We start from the raw sequence: 22,769 nt of genomic DNA, 5'->3' as shown, positions 1-22,769 counted from the left end.
ATTATTGCATCCGAGAAAAATCTAAAACAAACAAATGGCCAGAGACATAAAAAAATACCTGCACCAGGATATGAACAAAGCTGCAGGTAAGGAACATAGCACACACCGTACAAAGATTGTGGCCACTGTTGGTCCCGCCTGTGATACCTATGAGAAGCTTTTGGAACTGGTAAAAGCAGGTGTGAACATCTTCCGTCTGAACTTTTCTCATGGAGACCATGCTGATAAAGCAAAGATCATCGGCTTTATCCGCGAGATCAATAAAAAGGAACCTTACAATATCGCCATCCTGGGTGATCTCCAGGGCCCCAAGCTCCGCGTAGGTGAGATCGAGAATGGCGCGCTCCCCATCGCCCCCGGCGATATCCTCACTTTCCAGTCGAAGCAAAAAGTAGTTGGAACGAAAGACTCCATCTATGTTTCCTACCCCAACCTTCACGAAGATGTGGAAGTAGGCAACAAGATCCTTATCGATGACGGTAAACTGGAAGTACAGGTGGTTGAGATCACGGCCGGCGGCGACGTGAAAGTAAAAGTGACCTACGGCGGAACTCTCCTTCCCAAAAAAGGAGTGAACCTCCCGGACACGAAGATCTCACTGCCATCCATGACCGAAAAGGACATTGCAGATCTGGAATTCATCATGGAGCATGAACTTGACTGGGTAGCACTTTCCTTTGTTCGCAAAGCGGAAGACATTGTAGACCTGAAGAAAAGACTGGCCGTAAAGAAATCAAAATCGAAAGTGATCGCCAAGATCGAAATGCCTTCGGCCCTGGTGGATCTTCGTAATATCATCATCGAATCTGATGGCGTGATGGTGGCCCGCGGCGACCTTGGCGTTGAACTGCCGGTAGAGAAAGTGCCAATGGCCCAGCGCGATATCATCCGCAAATGTATCCACCGCGCCAAGCCCGTGATTGTTGCCACACAGATGATGGAAAGTATGATCGATCGCGTGAAACCCAACCGCAGCGAGATCACAGACGTGGCCAATGCCGTACTCGAAGGCGCTGACGCAGTTATGCTCAGCGGAGAAACGGCTACCGGTAAACACCCCCCGCTGGTGGTGGAAACCATGCGCCGCATCATCCTCGAAGTGGAAAGAACAGAATACCGCTATAACCGCGAAGAAGACCTGAAGCCGCAACCGCATTCACCCAGCTTCCTCAGCGACGCCATCTGTTACAATGCCTGTAAACTGGCGCACGATACACAGGCTGATGGCCTGATCGGTATGACGCAGAGCGGCTACACCGCTTTCATGCTGAGCAGTTATCGTCCAAAATCATTGATTTACATCTTCACCAAAGAACGTTCTCTGGTGAACCAGCTCAGCCTTAGCTGGGGCGTGCGCGCCTTCTTCTACGATGAGGAAGAAAGCCTGGATGATATCATCTTCGACCAGATCAAGATCCTCAAAGAACGTGGCTTTGCCAAAGCGGGAGACGTAGTGGTGAACACAGGCTCAGTACCTGTTGATCAGCATTTGCCCACAAACGTGATCAAGATCACAAAGATCGATTAAGCATTTGCGTTATTATACAAAAAGCCGTTCAGCAGAACTGAACGGCTTTTTTTGTATCAGAGTGCCTCCCGGCGAGTGACAGGACACAACCTGATTATTTTTCCAATTCCATTATTATTCTCTTTATCTCCTCTTCATCCGCCACAAACACATCTCCTGTATCCCTGATGGCAGGGTTGTGATATGACACACCAGAAGTAGCCAGCTTCTTTGCCGATGTATGGAACTCAGTCGCCTTCGTTCCATCCTGCAGGGCTTTGATATTACCTGCACGCACACCTGCCCCGGGCATGATGATGATCCGCCCTGCAGCCTGCTCCACCAGCTTTGCCAGTAAAGCTGTACCCTCCGGCGCAGAAGGCGCATGCCCACTGGTAAGGATACGCTCGCAGCCGCAACCGATCAGCTCTTCCAGGGAGCGGAAGGCATCCGGCGTACTGTCGAACACACGATGGCAGGTCACAAGCATCGGATAAGCCCATTCGATGATACGCTTCATCCTTTCTGTATCGATGTTTCCGTTTGCCAGCTGCACACCGGTAGATATCCCTTCACAACCGATGGAACGGCAGAAGAGAATATCCTGCCTCATAATGGCCAGCTCATCTTCATCATACAAAAAATCACCGCCGCGCGGACGGATGATCGGATATAAATCGATGGATAATTTTTCCCTCGTCAGTCTCAGGGTTCCCCGTGAAGGCGTAACACCACCTTCAGGCGCGCTGGCGCAAAGCTCTACACGTGCGGCCCCTGCTTTCTCCGCTATGAAGGCAGACTGGATATTATAAGCACATATTTCAAGTATTGCCATATTCTGTTCTGCTTTTACCATTTACTTTCCGCCTTCATTATCTTTTCTTCTTTTCCATTTTTTACAGAATAAGTGAATCCTTTCTGTAATGCATAAGCGCCGTAAACTCCTTTTTTATTCATTGCCAGAAAACCCACCTGTATGGTTTTCGCTTTTGCAGGGTTCCTGCTTACGATCCGCTCCACCGCTGCCTTGCAGGCCGCTTTGGGAGTGTATCCCTGGCGCATCAGCTCTACTACCAGGAATGATCCCACAATGCGGATCACTTCTTCCCCCACACCTGTTGCTGTGGCTGCTCCGATCGCATTGTCTACATACAAACCAGCGCCGATGATAGGAGAATCGCCCACCCTGCCCCGCATTTTGAATGCCATTCCACTGGTAGTGCAGGCGCCGCTAAGCTGGCCTTTCGCATCCATAGCCAGCATTCCAATGGTATCATGATTATAAGGGCCGCCGGGCAAATGCTGCTGGTTCTCGATATTGATCACCGGTTCATATTTCGATTCTTTCAACCATTCTTTCCAGGCTTTTTCACTTTCCGGTGTCAGCAGGTTCTCTTTATGAAAACCATTGGCCAGGGCAAACTGCAGAGCACCTTCCCCTACCAGCATTACATGCGGTGTTTTTTCCATCACCAACCGGGCTACAGAAATTGGATGTTTGATATGCTCAAGGCACATCACGGAGCCGCAACGGTATTGTTCATCCATGATGCAGGCATCGAGGGTAACATGTCCTTCCCGATCGGGAAAACCGCCATATCCAACTGTATTATTATTGGGATCTGCTTCAGGGATCTTTACGCCAGCCTCTACTGCATCCAGCGCAGAGCCGCCACTGGAAAGGGTTTTCCAGGCTTCGGCATTGGCTTCCCTTCCAAAGTCCCAGGTAGAGATCGCGATGGGATCATTCTTTATTGTGTTTTCAGGAATGGCAGCAAACATTTTTTTTCCGGCCAGTGTGGCAAGAGAGGCCGCGGCGGAACTGAACAGGAATTTCCTGCGTGTACTCATGTGATGTTGTTTAGGTCTGTATTTTCTCTATCGTTTGGACTCCATGAATTTCCGGAGACCCTGTTTTGCTTTTTTGCGGATCGGCGTTTGAACGAACCCGCTCCAACCGAGCAGGAGCCCGCTGAAGCCCAACGCCTGTTTGCTCCATTTCCAGAGATCGAAATCATCCATATGCTCGATGATCAGTCCGTCCTGGAATTTGAAATGCGCTTTTACATGATTGATCACTTTTCTGCCGGTGGCTGAAAAAGTATATTCAGCTTCCCAGCGGCAGGAGCCATATTTCTCAGCAGCATCCACCTGTATATCGCTCACGGTCACACGCAGATCCTCTGCCCTGCCGGTTAGCATTTCCCACATGGCTTTTACCTGGTCTGCATTGAGGTTCCCGAAAACCGGATCGTAGAAAGTGGCATCCGGATGATAAGCGCTGTTCATGCAGGCGAAATCGCGCTGCTGAAAACACGTATAGAATTTTTTTATGAGTTGTTCATACCGTTGCATACTTTTCTCCGGATTGTGTTGATCAACATTGTTTACTTTTAAGCCACTAAAATACGGTTTACCATGAGAAAATTATTGCTACTGGTATTTTGCCAGTTTTGTTTGCTGGCTGCCTTCGCGCAACAGTTCTCGCAGGATTCAGCCTGGATACTGAACAATTATACCAAAAAAGAGTTTCAAATCCCCATGCGGGACGGGATAAAACTTTTCACCAGCGTGTACCTTCCCAAAGACGCAACGGAAAAGCACCCTATCCTGATGTCCCGTACGCCTTATTCCTGTGCCCCCTACGGAGATCAGTTCAGTCCCAATCTATGGTTCAGGGATTTTAGATATTTCGCCCGTGAAAATTACATCATCGTATTCCAGGATGTACGTGGAAGGTGGATGAGCGAAGGGCAATTTGTTGATGTACGGCCATTCAATCCGGATAAGAAGACCAGCCAGGACATTGATGAGGCCAGCGATACCTACGATACCATCGACTGGCTGATCAAAAACCTCTCCAACAACAATGGCAATGTTGGCATTTTCGGTATCTCTTACCCTGGTTTCTACTCCACCATGGCATCTTTAAGCGGTCACCCCGCCCTGAAAGCCACCAGTCCTCAGGCGCCTGTAACCGATTGGTTCCTGGGAGATGATTTTCATCACAATGGCGCTTTCGCCCTGATAGATGCATTTGCATTCTATGTTACAGCCGGCTTCGGATACCCTCGTCCCCTGCCCACCATTAAAAGACCGAATGTGGAGATCAAGCTCCCATCGAATGATAATTATGATACTTACCTGCGTATCGGCGCACTCAAAAATTTCATGGCGCTCACTGGCGATACAGTTGCGTTCTGGAAAGATCTTTTTGCGCATCCCAACCGCGATGCCTTCTGGGAAGCACGCGATGTCCGCAATCATGTACAACATATCCCTTCCTCCACGGCAACACTGATTGTAGGTGGCAGTTTCGATGCGGAAGATTGCTTCGGCGCATGGCGCAGTTATGCTGCCATCGAAAAGAAAGCGAAGAACAATAACAAGCTCGTGATGGGCCCCTGGTGGCATGGTCAATGGGCTTCACAGGATGGCGCCCGCTTCGGTAATATCCGTTTTGGCGATAACACTTCCCACTTTTTTCAGAATGAGATCGAAATACCTTATTTCAATTATCATCTCAAAGGTAAAGGCGATATATCCAAACTGGCAGAAGCCACTGTTTACTTCACCGGCCAAAATGAATGGAAACAGTTCAACCAATGGCCACCTGTTGCAAAGACTGATAAGGCTCTCTATCTTCAGCCGAATGGCAAACTCGGGTGGGACAAGCCCACCGGTAAAAACAGTTTCAGCGAATACGTCAGCGATCCGCAATCACCTGTTCCTTATACAGAAGATGTTCATTATGTACGCACCCGCGATTATATGATCGATGATCAGCGCTTTGCCAGTCGCAGACCGGATGTACTCAGTTTTGAAACGCCGGTTCTGGAACAGGACCTAACACTTGGCGGCACCGTGATCGCAGACCTGATCACGTCCATTTCCACTACCGATGCAGACTATGTGGTAAAGGTGATCGATGTATTCCCCGATGATTTCAAATATCCCGGCTCACAGGTGAATAACAGTCGAAATGCAGGTTCAGGTGATTATCCCATGGGTGGCTACCAGATGCTGGTTCGTGGTGAGATCATGCGTGGCAGGTTCCGCAACAGCTTTGCCATTCCCCAAGCGTTCAAACCCAGCAAGCCGGAGCGCGTTAAATTTGAGCTGCCCGATATTGCACACACATTCAAAAAAGGACATAAACTGATGATCCAGATCCAAAGCAGCTGGTTCCCGCTGTTCGACAGGAATCCGCAACAGTTCGTGAACATCTACACCTGCGATGATGCAGATTTCAAAAAGGCAACTATCAAAATACATCACGATGCTGTCAACAGCAGTTCTATCATATTACCAGTAATTCCATAATTACATTATTACACTTCTTCTAACGTAGATACAGAACCGAATTTTGACCCGATACAGGTATTTTTAATTCGCTGAGATGAATTAGTTTGCTTTCGTAAACTATTCTCATGAGAAAATCTACCTGTGAAGAGGTTGTGAAACCTGCACGATGATATGGTCGTGCAGGTTTTGTTTTGTGAGAATGATCGTAAACCTAAAATTGAAATGATGGTAGAAATTGAAAGTATTCAACACAGGATCTACACGATCAGGGGGAACGTGTGATGCTCGACTTTGATTTAGCGGCGTTGTATGAAGTAGAAACGAGAGTGTTGAACCAGGCAGTGAAACGGAATCTTATGCGTTTCCCGGACGACTTCATGTTCAGATTGACTGCGGAAGAGTGGAATCAATTGAGGTCACAGGTTCCAACTAAAAAATCCGGCCATGTTGACATGAGATCACAAATTGTGACCAGTTCCCCACGAAATGCAAGTATTGGGATTCAGGTTGAAATTGCGCAGGCCACAGCCCATCGCCCCGCTAAAAATCTCCCGTTTGCTTTCACCGAGCATGGTATTGCAATGCTCAGCGGTGTTATTCATTCCGAAAGGGCTATTAAGATGAAAATTACAATCATGAGAACCTTCATTGCTGTTAAGAGATTAAGTATTCAACAGTTAGATGCCCTTCAGGAAATGAAATCCCTCAAAGAAAGGTTGGGTACTCATGATATTCAACTTAATACTTTGTTTGAAGCAATGGAAAATCTGCTGGATGAAAATGCGGCTAAACACAAATGGGAGAACCGGCCAAGGATCGGATTCAAACCGTGATTTCTTCTTACCTCCTGCTTTTTCAGATGCGCCAGTTTGTCAAGTGGTCACAAATTGTGACCACTTCCACATGTAAAAAAAAGAGGCCGTCCCGCGAAGAGGACAGCCTGACTTACCCTATTGATCGTTTGGTCTAAGGTTATACTATTCTATACATTAACGGACAACTATTATGGTACATTCCACCAGAGGCGTGTATTGATATTATCAGCTCCGCCGAGTTTCTGAACAGCTCCCTGGTAGCCGCCCTGGTTGTTTTCCCTTTCACTGATCACGAAGTTCACACGTTTGATGAACTCGCCATTCGGCACTACGTTATTGCTATTATTCACTACAACCGGGAAGAGTTTGGGATAACCTGTACGCCTGAACTCGGCCCATGCCTCGCAGGATTCAGGATAGATGGCCAGCCATTTCTGAGTGAGGATCTGCTCGCGCTTTTCAGCGGTTGTTCCGGCCTCATTCCACAATGGACTAACGGTGCTGAGTACGGGAGAACCTGCAGGTACATTATTCACTGCGTTCTTCGGATCTACATATGGTTTTGGTTTCGCTGTGCTCACCTTATAGGCATCGAAAGCGGCATTGCTCAGGCCCCATTGAGAAAACGACAACTGAATTCCCTTTTCATAGGCTTCCTTCACAGAAGCCACACCAGCATCGGTCCAGCCATTCAGCTTCGCCTCTGCACGCAGGAACCAGGTCTCAGCGGCGGTGAGCATCGGTGTTTTGGTACCGAGATTACCCAACCTTGAGAAATTCAGATAAGTATTCTCATCCAGCATCTGGATACCGCTGCGTATGCCTCTGTATTGTCCGGCAAATGCCGGGTCCGTAGCTGGCTGGAAATAGATGGGTAGTCTGGGATCGCTATAACCGGTAAGAAAAGATTCCATCGGTGCACCCATATTGATATCGAGCCAGTTGTTGGAAATGATATTTAGCGGATTGGTGATGGTCTTACTATCGATGATGAAATCTTCAGCATTGGTCTCGATCACGCCAAAGGAATTGGAAAGCGATTTTTCTGCTTCTGTTTTTGCTTTGCCAGGATCAGCCTTTGCGATCCGGATGGCAAGCCGCAGGCGAAGCGAGTTGAGGAATTTCATCCATTTCACATAGCTGCCTCCATATACCAGGTCAAATCTTCCGAATGCCAGTGGTGCATTTGCATCCTCAGCAAAAGGTTTCAGTTTGGCCTGTGCATCATCAAGGTCTTTGAAGAATGCAGTATAGGCTTCCTGCTGTGAATCGTAGGTTACACTTCCATCGGAATTGATGGTGCCGAATTTTGTGTAAACGATGGGACCAAAAAAATCGCTGACACGATGCATGGCCATTACTTTCAGGATGAGTCCCCAGGCTTCGAAGTTGGGAAAGTTATCGGCCTTCGCCCTTTCAATAACTGCCAGCGCAGGACTCATTACATTTCCGTAGGCAGTGAGCCAGATCCTGTCGTTCCATCCATCCACCATGGCATAGTTGGTATTGTTGACGTTGTTGGCGAAGTTCACCGGCGTCATCATATAACCGCTCCAGATATCAGCATTGAGATTCTGCTGAAGCTGGTACTGCCAGTCGGGCGTGTATTGATGGATACTCAGTTGGATCTGGTTGAAGGGGCTTCCATAGAGGGCAAAATCCCCCTTCAGGTCTTTTTCCCACAAGCCATTGGGATCAGTATTTATTTTCTCGAAATTCTTTGTACAGGAGGCTGCTGTGAGGCTGATGGCAGCCATCACTCCAAAGAACCGGTTAAAGAAGATATGATTACGTTTCATTGTTTTCAAGCATTTAAAAGAATGATCAGAAACCGACTTTTACATTCAGACCCATGCTCCTGGTAGTAGGCAGTCCAAAAACATCCACGCCCTGCAATCTGTTTCCGGTGCTCATACTCACTTCCGGATCAAACGGAGCGTCGCGTTTTACGAAGAAGAGATTATGACCTACAAGAGAAACATTGAGTTCCCTGATACCTTTCCACTTTAACGGTACCGCATAGCCGATAGATAATTCACGCAGCCTGACGGCAGTAGCGTCGTACAGATAGAATTCGCCAATACCATCCCTCTTACCGATGGCTCCATAGTAATCCCTGGCATTTACTTTTCCTTCGAATGCTGTTCCATTCTGCTTGATCCCCTTTACATATACACCACCTGCTTCCCTTGCATCGGCAGAGGCTTTACTGAAGCCTAATGCATCCAGCTCAGCCTGTGTAAGGCTCATCACTTCTCCACCAAAACGGCCATCGAAGAGAAAATTAAGAGAGAGTCTCTTATACCTGATCGTATTGTTCCAACCTGCTGTGAAATCGGGGTTTGGATTTCCGATCACCGGTCTGATGGTTTGTTGCTGCATGCGGATCGGTGCGCCGGTTACATCATCCAGTATGAGATTTCCTTTCTCGTCCCTGGTGGCAACATTGGAAGTGATATCGCCAAAACTGCCGCCTTCACGCACAACCGGACCAAAAGTATTATCGAAAAGTCCCAGGTTGAATTGACCAACACCACTGGTAATACCTTCTTCACTTAGTTTCACCACCTTGTTCTTGTTGGAAGCAAAATTCACCGCGGTACTCCATTCCAGGTCTTTTGTTTTTACCGGTACAGCATTCAACATGATCTCCCAGCCTTTATTCTGGATATGACCAAGGTTGAGGAAATAAGTGGTATAACCTGAAGCTGCAGGTGCGGGCGTTTCAAAATACTGGTCGTAGTTATCATTCTTGTAATAAGTGATATCGATGCCGAGACGATTTTTCAGGAAACGCCATTCGGTACCAAACTCCAGCGAACGGTTGTCTTCTGGTTTCAGGTTTTTGCCAGGAAATGAAGCCTGCGTGTTTTTTACAAGCTGACTACTGTTGGGGCTCTGAGTATAATCAGGCGGTCTGGTGGCAAAAGCGCGTACACTGTTACCCACCTTAGCATAGCTCACACGGAATTTTGCCAGATCGATTGCAGCAGGCAGTTGCAATATTTCATTCACTACAGCTGTGGCTCCGGCAGAATAATAGAAGAAACTGATATTGGGTGTGAATGCCAGTGTTGAAGACCAGTCGTTACGTGCTGTGAGGTCAAGGAACAGGAAATCCTTATAACCCAGTGAAGCGCTTCCCAAAACAGATTGTGTCTGATACTTTACAACCGATTGCTGACGGTTCGGATTGACAGGCAGGATATTCTGTGCTGTAAATACATTGGCAATGGATAACCCGAATTGATTTCCCGAAGGGTCAGCCGCCCGGTATGAATCCAACACCAGCTGATCAGTAACCTTTGCATCGTTGATAGATGCACCCACTGTTGCATTCAGCGTAAGATCAGGCGTAAGGTCTGTATTCAGGAGCGCAAGCACATCGCCATACGCTACATTATCTTTACTTCTTGAATAAATGAAGCGTCCATTGTAATCAGCCAGTGTAGTATTGGTACTGGCATGCATGCGTGACTCATAATCGTCTACAGCCATATCATAGTTACCTCTTGCCTGAATGCTCAGCCAGGGAGTAAGCGCATATTTGAGTGCGAGAGAGCTGAAAGCCCGATCACGACTATCTTCACGCCTGTTGCGTTCAAGGATCCAATAAGGATTTTGAGAAAAGTTACCTCCGAGTTTGCCTTTATCGTAATCCACATTCCACCAGCGGTGTACATTCAATGCCCTGAGGCCGCTGAGTACTTCGAAATTATTTTTGTAATCGTTGAAATCCAGGTTACGCGGGAAGTAGTAAACGCCAATCACCGGGTTATTATAGAATCCGGAAACAGGGCGGTTATCGCTTGACTGCCTGGTGAGCGTTACAAACCCGTCCACCGTGAATTTATCATTGAAGAATTTGGCGGTTTCACGGAAAGTAAAAGTATGCCGGTTGAAGCGATTGGTTGGAATCACTCCCTTGTTTTCTGTGTTGGAATAAGAGAAATAGGTTTGCGCCCGGTCAGAACCTGCAGTAAGGTTGATGCCATTGATCCAGGTAATTCCTGTGCGGAAGAAATCATTGGTAAAGTCGCCTTTTCCATTTTTTTCTCCCCATCCGTCTTCATTGCCTGAGCCGTCCGGCGCATAGGTTTGACCGTAATCGAACTGCGCTTCGGGCTTCAGCATTACCCGGTCCAGCGTAAGGCTGCTGGTGAGCGTGATGCGGGCAGCACCTGAACGACCTTTCTTGGTAGTGATGAGTATCGCTCCGTTGGCAGCCTGGCTTCCGTACAAAGCCGCTGCGGAAGCACCTTTCAACACCTGCATGGACTCAATATCTTCCGGGTTGATATTTGAAATGGCATCGCCACCATCACGGCCGGGGCTACCCGATCCATTTGATTCGCCAAATGCATTGTCTGGCTGCCCCAGGGATGTATTGTACATCGGAATACCATCTATCACATACAACGGCGAGTTGTTCTGGGTAGACTTATTACCACGCATCACCACTTTCACAGAACCACCGGCGCCTGATGCGCTTCTGTTGATGGTTAGACCAGCTACTTTACCATTGAGGCTGTTGATGAGGTTGGGATCTTTCACTGTGGTGAGTTGTTCCCCGTTTATTTTCTGTGTGGAATAAGTAATGCTTTTAGAGCGACGGTTGATGCCCAGAGCCGTCACCACTACTTCATTCAATTGCGCACCTGACGCCACCAGGGAGATATTGACAGATGTCTGGTCCCCTATCAGCACTTCCTGGGGATTGTAGCCCACGGCAGAGAAAACGATGGTTTCCCCTTTATTGGCTTCCAGCGAAAAATCGCCGCTGGAGCTGGTAGTGGTACCTCTGCGTGTGCCCTTTACCGTTACACTTACGCCCGCAACGGGCGCTCCGGTGGAATCCGTTACCCGCCCTTTCACTGTTTCTGCAGACTGGGCATCCTGTGAACGGTCATTGCCGGAGAATGTAACCGGCGCCAGGTTGTATTCGTTTTTTGTGTTTTCCTTTACGGAAAGGATCACAAAAGTTTTTTCATTTACTTTTTTATATTTCAGTCCGGTACCTTCCAGTACCTGCGTCAGTATCTTCTCGATGTCTGCGCTTTCATTCTTTACCGGATTTACCATTTTTTCTCCGAAACTCTGGTCGGCAAAAAGAAAATAGACTCCTTTGGTTTTGTTGAGATCCTTTAAGACTTTGAACAAGGTTTGCTGCTTGCGGCTGGAATCATCTTGTTGAGTATTGGCCGAAGACGATTGTCTGTTATTCTTGTGCTTGTCCATCCAGGCATACGACTCCTGCGAAAAACTAGCAGGTAAACACGCCAGTTGTATGCCCAGCACAATGGCCAGAGATCCAGTTCTACGCTGAAAACTTCTCATAATGCGGCGTTTTTTAAATAGTGATGTACTGGTTTTGGGTTTTATATTCAGGCCGACTTTGCACTGACCCGGGCAGGTGGTGAGGACGAACCACCCAACCCCGGATGCAATTCCTGCTGTGTCCCCAACAGCAGGCCTGCATCCTTTTGATCTGTGAAGAACCCCGTTCTTACTAACTTTCAGACAATAGTCAACCGGCATCGGATGCTTTCACAACATCTCAATGAAGCTTTATTGAACTGAATGACAATAAAAGAAGGCCTGATCCGAAAAAAGCTGTTTACTCCGTAATAATGATCTCACCATCCTTCCGTATCACATGGAATTCGTTGGTAGCTTCCAACGCCTGCAGTAATACATCCAGGTTATCATTGGGTAAGATAGCGCTGATAGGTTTGTTACCGATATTAGCATTGCCAATCGTGATCCTGATCCCGTAATGCTCTTCTATCTTTTCGAGTGCGCTATGCAACGGTGTATTTTCAAAGATGAGTTTCTTGTCTTTCCAGGCCAGTACATTTTCTTCCCGGCCCGTTTTCTTTTGCAATTCCCGGTTGTTCACTTCCACAAAATCACCCGGCACCATCTTATGGGTTTTGCCATCAGGCGTTATCAGTGTAACGCTTCCTTCAGTGAGCATGATATTGGTCTTATCAGACCTGTTCACCACATTGAACTGCGTGCCGGTAACCACTACATCGAAGCGATCTGTATGTACCACGAATTTACTTTTGGCAGGCGTTTTACTTACATGGAAATAAGCTTCGCCTTTCAACCACACTTCGCGCTCAGTGCCTTTGTCCCAGCCTTTGGAATAGGTAATGGTACTGTTGGCATTCAGTGTTACTTTGGAACCATCCGGCAATTGTTGTTCCTTCAACTCACCGAATGAGGTCTGCACCATATCCTGCGCTGTATTGTACAAATAGAGAAGACCTGCAACTGCCAGCACAACCACCGCGGCCGCTACGCCAATCCAGCGTTTCATTTTTCTCACGGTTCCGGTTACAGGTTGAGTGCTGATCACAGGTGTTTCCATTGCGGCAAGGCCTGCCATCAACCGTTGTTCGGCCTGGACCAGTTGTGCTTCGGGAAGCGACTGCTCAGCAATCACCAGTTGATCCAGGTATTCCTTCGCTTCTGCAACCAGGGCTGCCTGTTGCGGATTGCCGGCCATCCAGGACTCCCAGTCGTTACGGTTTTTACCATCGTTTCTGAAATACCAGGCCTGGAATCGCTCGTCTGCGATTATATCTTCAATATTTGAAAAGTTTCTATCCATAACACAGCGTTATACCGGAAATAAGTGTCCATTATTACAAATCTGTAATGAAGTTTTTTTAATTTTTTTTAACCAAAAATTGGTTTTAAGCATTTTTACCGGTAGGTTTACCGGGCTTGCTTGCACCATAACTAATGGAGAATGAGAAAATGAAACACCGGCCGGATATTCATTACTGGCAGACCTTTATCCAGGGTGACCGTGAGGCGCTGGGTTGGTTATTCCGTCAGTATTACCCTGATCTGTTCAGGTACGGCCATAAGATTTGCGCAGACAGAGCCGTTCTGGAAGATTGCATCCAGGAACTGTTCATCGAGCTCTGGCAAAGCAAGAATCCACCTCCTTCCATCTCCGTAAAGGCCTATCTCCTGAAGGCCATGAAATACAAACTGCTCAAAGCACTTCGGAAAAGATCAACTTCACAATTCCAGGCTGAACTTACAGAGAATTCCGTTTTCGAGATCAGCTATGAGGATTTCATCATCGGCAAACAGGAGTCCGAAGAAAAAACTGCCAGGGTGGTGCAGGCCCTCAATCAACTGACCATCCGTCAGAAAGAGATCGTTTACCTCAAATTCTATCAGAATCTCGGCTATGAAGAGATCAGCGAGATCATGAACATCAATTACCAGGTAGCCCGCAACCTGCTCTATCAGGCCGTAAAAGCCATGAAGAATATCCTGCTCAGACATTACAGCCTGCTCAGTTTCCTGCTCTGATACTACCGTTCGTTAACACTGGAATTCAGCACGTTCATACATTTCATGCAAGCGTTTGCATTAAATTTTGTTGCATAAATATTGAAATTAGCTGTTAATTTCGTGCAACTTCAAAAAACACAAGAGTTATGGTTGATTCATTCGAAAAAATTCCGGTGAGCATCCACGGCAACCTGAAACAGGGTTCCGCGGCCGTTGCACAGGAAATCGCCTCACTGATCCGTAGTAAACAAGCAAAAAACGAGAATTGTGTACTGGGCCTGGCCACAGGATCCACTCCCAAATCCCTGTACGCAGAACTGGTACGCCTTCACAGGGAAGAAGGACTGAGCTTCAAAAATGTGATCACTTTCAATCTCGACGAATACTACCCGATCGAGCACGATGCTTTGCAGAGTTACAATCGCTTTATGCATGTAAACCTGTTTGACCATATCGATATCGACCCGAAGAACATTCATATTCCCAACGGAGAGATTCCCAAGGACAAGATCAAATCCCATTGCATTCAGTACGAAGAACTGATAGAGCAGTCCGGCGGTATCGATCTGCAGATCCTGGGTATCGGTAATAACGGACATATCGGATTCAACGAGCCCGGCTCCAGCATCTTCAGCAAGACCCGTCTTGTTACCCTGGATAACTCCACCCGTATTGCCAACTCTTATGAGTTCCCTACTTTCTCACAAGTGCCGCGTCTCGCCATCACCATGGGCATCAGCACCATCATGAAGGCGCGCCGCGTGATCCTGATGGCCTGGGGCCCTGCAAAAGCGCCCGTTGTGCAGAAAGCAGCGGAAGGACATGTGGACGAACAGATCCCCGCTTCACTTCTGCAACAACACAACGAAGTGAGCTTTGTGCTGGATGAAGCTGCAGCGGCTGAGCTTACCCGTTACAAGAGCCCCTGGCTCACCGGTGAAATGGACTGGACGCCGGCCCTCGTGCGCAAAGCCGTTGTGAACATGGCCCTCAAAGCAGGCAAACCCATTCTCAGTCTTACCAATAACGATTACCGCGATCATGGACTCAGCGAACTGCTGGTGGAAGAAGGCGATGCCTACGAGATCAACCTCAAGGTTTATTACATGATGCGCGATACCATCACCGGATGGCCCGGCGGCAAACCCAATGCCAGCCTGCCTAACCATCCCGAGCGCAGCGAGCCCTATCCAAAACGCTGTGTGATCTTCTCCCCCCACCCGGATGATGATATCATCTCCATGGGAGGCACATTCCAACGCCTGCACGATCAGGGACATGATGTACATGTAGCTTACCAGACTTCCGGCAACATCGCGGTTACCGACGAGTTTGTGACCCGCTTCATGGACTTCGCCGTTGGATTTGAAGAGATGTTCGGCATCGACGCCACCAAATCAAATGAGATCCTCAGCCAGGCAAGAGCCTACCTGAAGAATAAGAAATCAAATGAGATCGATACAGCTGATATCCGCGCCATCAAAGGCCTGATCCGCCGTTGCGAAGCAAAGGCAACCTGCCGTTACGTTGGTCTCAGCGACGACAACTATCATTTCCAGAACCTCCCCTTCTACGAAACAGGCACTATCGAGAAAAAACCGATGGGCGAAGAAGATGTGCTGCTCACCATTGAACTGCTGCGCAAACTGAAGCCGCAACAGATCTATTGCGCAGGCGACCTCGCCGATCCGCACGGAACGCACAAGGTTTGTCTCGAGATCGTATTCGAAGCAATGCGCAGACTGAAAGAAGCGAATGAGCCCTGGGTAAAAGATTGCTGGATGTGGCTCTACAAGGGCGCATGGCAGGAATGGGATATTGCCGAGATCGAAATGGCAGTGCCCATGAGCCCGGAGCAGGTAATGAAAAAACGTTTCGGCATATTCATCCACCAGTCGCAGAAAGATATGGTCCCCTTCCAGGGATCAGACAGCCGCGAATTCTGGCAGCGTGCTGAGGACCGCAACTCCAATACGGCAAACCTGTATGCACAGCTGGGTCTTACCAAATACGCAGCCATGGAGGCTTTCGTAAGATGGCATTACTAGAATAATGAAATAATGGAATTCGATACAGAGGCGGCCCTGGTGGCCGCCTCTTTTCATTTGGAAAAACTGTTGCTTCAGAAAAATTTCTGATATCGAAAACCGATACATCGGATTTCAACACTCATCTACCTGAACATTTCTTCCCTTTGTCTGCCCAAAACAGGCAAATTGTATGAACAGATCTTTAGCATTGGCTCTATTCTTTTTATCGTTCCTGGTTCAGTTACAGGCCCAGGACAAAGGCTTTGGCTCCCTGAAAGGCTTTGTGCATTCGGAGAAAGGAGAAGCGCTCCCCGGCGCTACCATTTCCCTGAAAAAAGGCGCAGCAACCACTGCCGATGAAAAAGGGAATTTCCTGCTGTCTTCCATCCCGGCTGGTCATCATGAGATACAGGTCAGCGCTGCCGGATACGCTACAAAAAATATAAAAGTGAACATCCGCGAAGGCGAAGAGTCCAGTGTTGATGTATCGCTCGATGCAGAAGGCTTCCTCAATGAAGTGGTAGTAACAGCAGGCAGAAAAGTGGAAAGTATCAGGGAAGTACCCAGCTCTGTTACCATCCTGCAGGCAAAGCAGATCAGGGAACAGGCCGCTATCAATCCCAATATCACATCCATCCTCGGCAATACAGTGCCTGGTCTCGGCACCTTTACCAATAAAGCTACCAACTCAGGGCAAACACTTCGCGGACGCCAGGTATTGGTGCTGATAGATGGTATCCCGCAGTCTACCCCATTGATGAATGGCAGCCGCGATCTCCGCACCATCGATCCTGCAGTGATCGAGCGCGTTGAAGTGATCAAGGGTGCTACCTCCATTTACGGAAACGGGTCCGGCGGCGGTATCATCAACTTCATTACTAAAAAACCCGAAGGTTCAAAGCCCATCAGCGGAGAAACGCGCATAAGCATGGACGGTAATATTGCACATAGCAGCAATACCGTTGGTTATCGCGTATCGCAGACCCTGCATGGCGCCATCAAAAAATTCAGCTATGTGGTAAGTGGCGTGTACAATGAAACCGGTGCTCTTAAAGACGCAGACGGCAACGTAATTGCTCAGGCCGATGGTCTCAGCGAAACCAGGCTGCTGAACCTTTTCGGAAAACTTGGCTACAGGATCACAGATAACCAGGAAATAACAGCCTCCATCAATTTCTTCCGCAGCCGTCAGCATGCCGACTACATCAACCAGGCCGGCAAATGGAACGAAACACCTGCCATCGGCGTACGCGGCATCGACCCCGGAGATCCTGCCGGAACACCACATAGCCACAACCTCTATGTAAATTATCGCGCAACCAAACTGCCATTCAACAGCAGTCTCGAAGTAATGTTATACGATCATCGCTTCCAGAGCCTGAACCGCTACGTGGAAAAATCCAATAGCTGGTACGGACCAGGCCAGACATATATCCAATCTGAAAAAAGAGGAATTCGCGCCAACCTCAACACACCCTGGAAATGGAAAAAGATTTCAGGTGATATCACTTATGGTTTCGATCTGCTGAAAGACATGACCAACCAGGTGCTCACAGATGGCCGCGTTTTTGTTCCCGATATGAATATGCTGAACATGGCGCCCTTCGCTCAAATGAAGGTCGATATCATGAATTTCGTGATCAAGGGTGGTGTGCGCTATGAGAATGCCGGCATCAAAGTGAAGGACTTCAACACCATCGCGAAAGGCAAGAATGGCGAAGGCAGCGTATTTGTAAAAGGAGGAAAACTCAACTACAATTCTACCATGTGGAATGCCGGTATCAGGTATTCGAAGTTCAACTTCTTTAACCCTTTCGTGAGCTTCTCACAGGCATTCGGATTGAACGAGCTCGGCCGCATCCTGCGTTCTGCCACGGAGAATACGCTGGATCAGATCACCACCGATGCCGTTATCACCAACAATTACGAAGCAGGTTTCAGCAGCCAGATCGGTCCTGTGAACATTCAGGCAGCATATTTTGTGAGTACATCCAAACTCGGCGCCAACCTGGTGGAACAGAACGGTATGTTTGTGACACAGCGTGAACCGGAAAGAATACATGGATATGAAGTACAGGCTGAAGCCCGCATCACCAAAGGTGTTCGCGTGGGTGGCAGTTATTCTTATGTAGAAGGAAAAACTGAAAAAGAAGACGGCACAAAAGTGTACATGAATGGAGAAAGGATCATGCCTCCCAAAGCAACAGGCTTTATCGCTTATCAACCATTTTCTGCATTGAATATGCAACTGTCCACAGTTTACACAGGCAGCCGTAACAGGTTTGTTGTGAGGCCTGATACCGGAAAATTCGGATTAAGTGAAGCACCTGTGGAAGAAGTGATCTGGTTCAATTTCAATGCAGGTTACAGGATCAACAAATCATTCAATATTGGATTGGGCATCGAAAACCTGTTCAATCAATCCTATTATCCGCCCAGAAGTCAATACAGGGCAGCAGATCTTGAATATGTTCAGGGCAACGGCGCCCGATTCAACCTCAGCCTGGGCTACCAGTTCTAGTCCGGCCGATAGAAATTCAGATTTATAGAAAGTACACAACGCCAATCGGAATGATTGGCGTTGCTGTTTGTACTAAATATTCGTTCCGCCATCGATGGTGATACCCGTTCCGGTGATATTCCGGCTCTCCGGGCTGGCGAGGTAAGCCACCAGTCCTGCAATATCCTCCACAGTGCCGAATTCGTTCAATGCATTGAGAGAACGCTGCCAGTCGGCGCCTTCGCCGTTGGCAGGGTTCATATCCGTATCTATCGGTCCCGGATGAACGAGATTCACCGTTATCCCTTTAGGGCCCAATTCTCTTGCCATTCCTTTGGTGAGACCGATCAGCGCACTCTTGCTCATAGCATATACCGCTCCTCCAGGCCCCGCAACACGTTCAGCCATACAACTTCCGATGGTGATGATACGACCGCCACGTGGCAAATGCTTAACAGCTGCTTTCGATCCGGCAAACACAGCTCGCACATTCACAGATGTATGCAGATCGAATTCTTCCACCGTGAATTCTTCCGTCGGTTTCAGTATCGCCACTCCGGCATTGTTCACCAGTATGTGCAGGCCGCCAAATGCAGCGGCTGTTTTGTCTACCGCGTCCATCACCGCCTGCGGGTCCTGGCTGTTGGCCCTGATGGCTACAGCATTGCCGCCTGCCGCTTTGATCTCATTCACTACCGATTCCGCTCTTTCGGGAGAAGAGTTATAGGTGATTGCTACATTGGCTCCTTCCTTTGCTAAACGTTTCGCTATGGCCGCTCCGATACCGCGGCTCCCTCCTGTTACCAGGGCTGTTTGGTTTAATAGATTTTTCATGACCCAAAACTAGATCAGTCTTGCTATATTTGCAGGTACAGCTAAAATTGTTAAGTACTAACAAAATAGTAAGTATGCGCAAAACCAACTCCACCAATTCCATCAATGAAGAAGTAATGCTGGCGCGTTGCGGTATGAGTTATACCCTTTCCGTGATCGGGGGAAGATGGAAACCTGCCATTCTTTTCACTTTGCTGAAAGGCAGGATGCGCTACAATGAATTACGGAAAAGTATCGATGGCGTTTCAGAAAGGATGCTGGTAGCACAATTGCGGGAGCTGGAAGCAGATGGACTGGTAAGCCGTATCATTTACCCGGAAGTACCGCCACGAGTGGAATACGAGCTCACTGCAACGGGAAAGGATACAGCACCGATGCTCAGGCAGATGAGCGCCTGGGGTAACAGGCATCGGGCTATCCAGCAAACCACGCCACAAAAAAAGAAACAGCTGAAGAAAGCAAGTTAGAATTAATCAGCGTGTGCCAGTCGCTCGCCGGGAGGCGAGCGACTGGCAATAGCGAAATCAATTGGTAAACAATTTTATTTCAATCCTCGTACAATTCCCAACTCCAATCCTCTCAGTTCAGCCAGGCCTCGCAATCTTCCGATAGCAGAATAACCGGGATTGGTTTTCTTATTCAGATCGTCCAGCATCTGGTGACCATGATCCGGTCGCATAGGGATCGGCGCATTTCGGTTTTGCATTACTGTTACTATATTCTTCACCACATTGTACATGTCCACATCCCCTTCCAGGTGATTGGCTTCATAGAAATTTCCGTCAGCATCACGCTGCGTGCTGCGCAGGTGAATGAAATGGATGCGGCTACCGAGGCGCTCCACCATGCCCGGCAGGTCATTGTCTGCCCGCACGCCGAATGAACCGGTACAGAAACAAAGGCCATTGGCTTTGGAGGGCACTGCATCGAACAATGCTTTCACATCTGCTTCAGTGCTCACCACACGTGGCAGGCCGAAGATCGGATATGGAGGATCATCCGGATGGATGGCCAGTTGCACGCCCGCTTCTTCCGCTACAGGAGCAATTTGAGAGAGGAAGAAAATGAGGTTGGAACGAAGTTTTGCCGCGTCAATGCCTTCATACTGATCCAGCGCCTGCTGGAATTGTTGCAGTGTGAAACTCTCTTCGGAGCCGGGAAGACCTGCAATGATATTGCGCTGCAATAATGCTTTTTCATCGGCATTCATGCTGCCTAATCTTGTTTCTGCAGCCGCCAGTTCTGTTGTACTGAATTCCACTTTCGCTCCGGCGCGTTTCAGGATCAGTGCATCGAAAGCAATGTACGCAGCCTTTTCAAAACGAAGGGCTTTGGAGCCGTCTTCCACTTCATAAGCCAGGTCTGTACGCGTCCAGTCCAGCACCGGCATGAAATTATAGGTAACGATATGAATACCGCATTCTGCAAGATTGCGGATGCTTTCCTGATAGTTTTTGATATAAGTGAGGTATTCGCCTTTCTGAGTTTTGATATGCTCATGCACGGGAATGCTTTCCACTACATTCCAGACCAGACCTGCCTTTTCGATGATCTGTTTTCTGGCCAGGATCTCTTCTTTCGTCCATACCACGCCGTTAGGCAGATGGTGCAGTGCAGTAACGATGCCGGTAGCTCCGGCCTGTCTGATATCCGCAAGGCTCACAGGGTCTGATGGACCAAACCAGCGGAAGGATTGTTCCATTCTTGGTAAAGCAACGTTCATAGAAGAATGCTGATTGATATTAAGTTCAAAGATAGTGACTAGAGTGAAACACCTCTTCTCCAGGGAATGAAATCATCCTGACCCAGCAGGACTGCTTTCGGTTGTACATTGCCACTGGCCACATCGATGATATATTCCATGATCCTGTCAGCAGCGGCAGGAATGGTTTCTTTTCCTTCGATGATGGTGCCGCAATTGATATCAAGTATATCAGGCATGCGATTGAACAGCGTTGTATTGGTAGCCAGCTTTACAACGGGTGCAACAGGATTTCCGGTTGGTGTTCCCAGTCCGGTAGTGAAGAGCACTACGTTGGCGCCGGAGCCTACTTCCGCAGTGGTGCTTTCAACATCATTGCCCGGCGTACAAAGCAGGTTGAGTCCGGGTTTGCTCACGCGTTCGGGATAATCCAGCACATCGGTGACCGGTGATGTGCCTCCTTTTTTGGCGGCGCCGGCAGACTTGATGGCATCGGTGATCAGGCCATCACGGATATTTCCGGGCGATGGATTGGCATAGAACCCTGATCCATCCGCTTCCGCTTTGGCATTGTAAACGCGCATCAGGTCCATGAACTTCAGGGCTGTGGACTCATCCACGCAACGATCACTCAGTTCCTGTTCCACACCGCAGAGCTCAGGAAACTCGGAGAGGATCACAGAAGACCCCAGCGTTACCAGGATGTCTGAAACATAGCCCACGGCAGGGTTTGCCGAGATGCCGGAGAACCCGTCCGAACCACCGCATTCCAGTCCGATGCAGAGTTTGCTGAGTGGAGCCGGCTTACGTTCATTCTTGTTCGCTTCCATTAATCCGGCGAATGTTCTTTTGATGGCCTTTGTCAGCATCTGATTTTCGGTCCCTTCTTTCTGTTGCTCCAGTACGATCAGGGGTTTACTGAAATTGGGATCACGTTTCATGATCTCTTTTTTCAGAATGCTTGCCTGTGCGTGCTGACAACCGAGGCTAAGGATGGTTGCACCAGCCACATTGGGATGTGTAACGTAACCTGCCAATAGTCCGCATAACGCATCCGCATCCATACGCGTGCCGCCGCAACCCATTTCATGGTTGAGGAATTTTATGCCATCGATATTCCTAAAGACTTTCTTATTGTTTTGGCTGGCGGGCTTCCCGGACAGTTCCATTGCCAGGATCTCATCTTCTGAAACGCCCTGCTGGTACATATTCACGAGCATCTCTACATCATGATCGAAGGCTTTCACCTTACTATAACCGAGTTTGTCTACCAGCGCTTCTTTCAACACTTCCACATTCCTGTTTTCGCAAAATACCATCGGGATCACCACCCAGTAATTGGCAGTGCCCACGCTTCCGTCTGCACGATGGTAGCCCATGAACTGCCTGTCTTTCCATTTATTTACATCCGGTTTGCTCCATTGCAGTTTCCTTTCTCCCAGTGTAAAATCGCTGGAAGCATGATGGATATTGCCGGTGGTGAGTGCGGATCCCTGCGGGATCGGCTTATCTGCCTTTCCTACCAGTACGCCATACATGAATATCTGGTCTCCGGGAGCCAGATCGCTCATTGTAAACTTATGTTTTCCCGCCACAGGTTCGATCAACCGAAACTGGTGGCCATTGTGCCTGATCTCGGTTCCTTTGGGTAAGTCCTGAAGGGCAACAAGGATATTATCATCGGGGTGTATCTGTAGATATGTGTGAGTAGCCTGCATAATTGGTACTTAAAAGTATTCTTAGCACAAATAAATAA

15 protein-coding genes and 1 pseudogene are annotated in these 22,769 nt (G+C 48.3%); 7 read left to right on the top strand and 9 right to left on the bottom strand.

Going from position 1 to position 22,769, the window contains the following annotated elements; genetic code table 11:
- The first annotated feature begins 34 nt into the window (after window positions 1–34).
- Complete coding sequence (gene pyk, locus FSB84_RS17810) at window positions 35–1,528, top strand: pyruvate kinase (RefSeq protein ID WP_130539266.1); 1,494 nt, start codon at window positions 35–37, stop codon at window positions 1,526–1,528.
- Window positions 1,529–1,622: 94 nt separating this feature from the next.
- Here the strand turns inward: pyk and FSB84_RS17805 are convergent, their stop codons facing one another.
- From FSB84_RS17805 to FSB84_RS17795, 3 genes are read right to left on the bottom strand one after another with little or no spacing between them, the layout of a single operon-like run.
- Window positions 1,623–2,342, bottom strand: a complete 720-nt coding sequence (locus FSB84_RS17805; protein WP_130539265.1) for a copper homeostasis protein CutC — start codon at window positions 2,340–2,342, stop codon at window positions 1,623–1,625.
- Between the two features lie 14 nt (window positions 2,343–2,356).
- Window positions 2,357–3,358 (bottom strand): N(4)-(beta-N-acetylglucosaminyl)-L-asparaginase, encoded by a 1,002-nt coding sequence (locus FSB84_RS17800; RefSeq protein WP_130539264.1) that lies wholly within the window; start codon window positions 3,356–3,358, stop codon window positions 2,357–2,359.
- A gap of 27 nt (window positions 3,359–3,385) precedes the next feature.
- Window positions 3,386–3,862 (bottom strand): nuclear transport factor 2 family protein, encoded by a 477-nt coding sequence (locus tag FSB84_RS17795; protein WP_130539263.1) that lies wholly within the window; start codon window positions 3,860–3,862, stop codon window positions 3,386–3,388.
- 63 nt (window positions 3,863–3,925) lie between these two features.
- Between FSB84_RS17795 and FSB84_RS17790 the strand changes: the two genes are divergently transcribed.
- Together FSB84_RS17790 and FSB84_RS17785 are read left to right on the top strand one after the other, a co-directional pair.
- Window positions 3,926–5,830 (top strand): CocE/NonD family hydrolase, encoded by a 1,905-nt coding sequence (locus FSB84_RS17790; protein WP_130539262.1) that lies wholly within the window; start codon window positions 3,926–3,928, stop codon window positions 5,828–5,830.
- A 263-nt stretch (window positions 5,831–6,093) separates the two neighbouring features.
- Complete coding sequence (locus FSB84_RS17785; RefSeq protein WP_225980106.1) at window positions 6,094–6,645, top strand: ORF6N domain-containing protein; 552 nt, start codon at window positions 6,094–6,096, stop codon at window positions 6,643–6,645.
- A 170-nt stretch (window positions 6,646–6,815) separates the two neighbouring features.
- Here the strand turns inward: FSB84_RS17785 and FSB84_RS17780 are convergent, their stop codons facing one another.
- The 3 genes from FSB84_RS17780 to FSB84_RS17770 form a co-directional block, all read right to left on the bottom strand.
- A complete protein-coding gene (locus FSB84_RS17780; RefSeq protein ID WP_130539261.1) occupies window positions 6,816–8,426 on the bottom strand; it encodes a SusD/RagB family nutrient-binding outer membrane lipoprotein in 1,611 nt (536 codons plus the stop codon).
- A 25-nt stretch (window positions 8,427–8,451) separates the two neighbouring features.
- Window positions 8,452–11,964, bottom strand: coding sequence for a SusC/RagA family TonB-linked outer membrane protein (locus tag FSB84_RS17775; RefSeq protein WP_158643983.1), 3,513 nt, complete (start codon window positions 11,962–11,964; stop codon window positions 8,452–8,454).
- Between the two features lie 280 nt (window positions 11,965–12,244).
- Window positions 12,245–13,246, bottom strand: a complete 1,002-nt coding sequence (locus FSB84_RS17770) for a FecR family protein (RefSeq protein WP_130539259.1) — start codon at window positions 13,244–13,246, stop codon at window positions 12,245–12,247.
- A gap of 134 nt (window positions 13,247–13,380) precedes the next feature.
- Here FSB84_RS17770 and FSB84_RS17765 point away from each other — a divergent pair, with 134 nt between their 5' ends.
- The 3 genes and pseudogenes from FSB84_RS17765 (at window position 13,381) to FSB84_RS17755 (ending at window position 18,498) form a co-directional block, all read left to right on the top strand.
- Window positions 13,381–13,965: an RNA polymerase sigma factor gene (locus FSB84_RS17765; RefSeq protein WP_130539258.1), complete on the top strand. Its 585-nt coding sequence runs from the start codon at window positions 13,381–13,383 to the stop codon at window positions 13,963–13,965.
- A gap of 125 nt (window positions 13,966–14,090) precedes the next feature.
- Window positions 14,091–15,995 (top strand): annotated as a pseudogene (gene nagB, locus FSB84_RS17760) (glucosamine-6-phosphate deaminase); the annotation flags it as partial.
- 172 nt (window positions 15,996–16,167) lie between these two features.
- Window positions 16,168–18,498, top strand: a complete 2,331-nt coding sequence (locus FSB84_RS17755) for a TonB-dependent receptor (protein ID WP_130539256.1) — start codon at window positions 16,168–16,170, stop codon at window positions 18,496–18,498.
- Between the two features lie 72 nt (window positions 18,499–18,570).
- Here FSB84_RS17755 and FSB84_RS17750 read toward each other — a convergent pair whose 3' ends face one another.
- On the bottom strand, window positions 18,571–19,311 hold the full coding sequence (locus FSB84_RS17750) for an SDR family NAD(P)-dependent oxidoreductase (protein ID WP_130539255.1): 741 nt from the start codon (window positions 19,309–19,311) through the stop codon (window positions 18,571–18,573).
- Between the two features lie 74 nt (window positions 19,312–19,385).
- On the opposite strand from FSB84_RS17750, the gene FSB84_RS17745 reads away from it, so the two are divergent.
- Complete coding sequence (locus tag FSB84_RS17745; protein ID WP_130539254.1) at window positions 19,386–19,778, top strand: winged helix-turn-helix transcriptional regulator; 393 nt, start codon at window positions 19,386–19,388, stop codon at window positions 19,776–19,778.
- Between the two features lie 74 nt (window positions 19,779–19,852).
- Here the strand turns inward: FSB84_RS17745 and uxuA are convergent, their stop codons facing one another.
- Both uxuA and FSB84_RS17735 read right to left on the bottom strand, forming a co-directional pair.
- Complete coding sequence (uxuA, locus tag FSB84_RS17740) at window positions 19,853–21,034, bottom strand: mannonate dehydratase (protein ID WP_130539253.1); 1,182 nt, start codon at window positions 21,032–21,034, stop codon at window positions 19,853–19,855.
- A gap of 38 nt (window positions 21,035–21,072) precedes the next feature.
- Window positions 21,073–22,731: a UxaA family hydrolase gene (locus tag FSB84_RS17735; RefSeq protein WP_130539252.1), complete on the bottom strand. Its 1,659-nt coding sequence runs from the start codon at window positions 22,729–22,731 to the stop codon at window positions 21,073–21,075.
- Window positions 22,732–22,769: the final 38 nt, after the last annotated feature.

Origin of the sequence: Pseudobacter ginsenosidimutans (genome assembly GCF_007970185.1) — a bacterium.
Taxonomy (GTDB): Bacteria; Bacteroidota; Bacteroidia; order Chitinophagales; family Chitinophagaceae; genus Pseudobacter; species Pseudobacter ginsenosidimutans.
Note: the sequence above shows the minus strand (reverse complement) of the source record. Positions and strands in the feature narration are given on the sequence as shown.